The sequence below is a fragment of the Bradyrhizobium sp. CCBAU 11386 genome (assembly GCF_028128955.1).
In the GTDB taxonomy this organism is placed as follows: domain Bacteria; phylum Pseudomonadota; class Alphaproteobacteria; order Rhizobiales; family Xanthobacteraceae; genus Bradyrhizobium.
The window spans coordinates 1-1,203 of record NZ_LBKA01000096.1; the positions used below are offsets into that span (position 1 = coordinate 1).

The window sequence follows — 1,203 nt, forward strand, 5'->3', positions numbered from 1 at the left end:
GGCAGGCCGAGACGGGCGCGCATGTCGACCACGGTGACGATGCGGCCGCGCAGGTTGAGGACGCCCGCGATCTCGCGCGAGGACAGCGGCACGCGGGTGACGCGCTCGGGCATGAACACGTCCTGGACGCGGGAGATCGGCAGGCCGAACAGCTGGCCGCCGATCATCGCGGTGACGTATTCGACCATGGCGCCTTCGGTGGTCTGCATCTTGTTGGCCATAAGCGTATCTCCTGATCCCGCTGGTTACGCCGCGGCCCGGCTCAGCTCGGAGGCGCCGGCGGCGCCCGCGGTCTGTTCCTTCAGCGCCGCGATCAGACCGGGACGGTCGAACTTGGCGACATAGTCGTGGAAGCCGGCCTGACGGCCGCGCTCGATCGCCGCCGGCGACACCAGCGCCGACAGGCCGATGATCGGCATCGAGCCGAGATTGTTGTCGGAGCGGATCACTTCGGCGAACTCGAACCCGTTCATGTCGGGCATCTCGATGTCGGTCAGGACCACGTCGAAGCTCTGGGCGCGCAGCGCGGCCAGGCCCTCCTGCGCGGTCGGCGCGGTGCGGACGCGGTAGCCGGCCGCCTTCAGCACCGGCGCCAGCATGTTGCGGAAGAACGCGCTGTCGTCGACCAGCAGCACCGACTGCGAGTGCATCGACGGCTTCATCTCCTTGCGGGTGAACCAGTCGGCGAACGCCATCGGCAGGAAGTGGCCGACGTCGATCACCTCGGTGGCCTGGCCCTTGATCACGGCCGAGCCCAGGATGCCCTGGCTGGAGCCGCCGACCTCGATGTTGAGGCGTTCCTCGACGATGTCGATGATCTCGTCGACGACGAGGCCCATGGAGCGGCCGTCGTCGGCGAACACCAGGATCGGCTGGGCGCCTTGGCTCGCAATGGTGACGTTCTCCATGGCGACCAGTGGCATCAGCTGCTCGCGGTACTGCACCATGTAGCGGCCGTTGCTGAACTCGATCTTGTCGGCGGGGAGCTCTTCCAGGCGGGTGACGAGCCCGAGCGGGACCGCCTTGGGCTGGGACGAGCCGGCGCGGAACACCAAGAGCGAAGTGGTCTGCTCGCCACTTCCGATGTGGTGCGCCCCGTTCTCGTCGCCCATGTCATGGGCCGAGGAGCCGGCGGCGCCGAGCGCCTTGGCAATGCCGTTGGGGTCGATGATCATGATCACCGCGCCATCGCCCAGGATGGTG

At 67.9% G+C, this 1,203-nt stretch carries 2 protein-coding genes; both read right to left on the bottom strand.

The window, feature by feature from the left end; all coding sequences use genetic code 11:
• Positions 1–221: chemotaxis protein CheW (locus tag XI09_RS08580; RefSeq protein WP_271566454.1), on the bottom strand; the 221-nt coding region annotated here is incomplete at its 3' end.
• Between the two features lie 24 nt (positions 222–245).
• Positions 246–1,203, bottom strand: a 958-nt coding sequence (locus XI09_RS08585) for a response regulator (RefSeq protein ID WP_271566455.1), incomplete at its 5' end; no start/stop codon positions are given.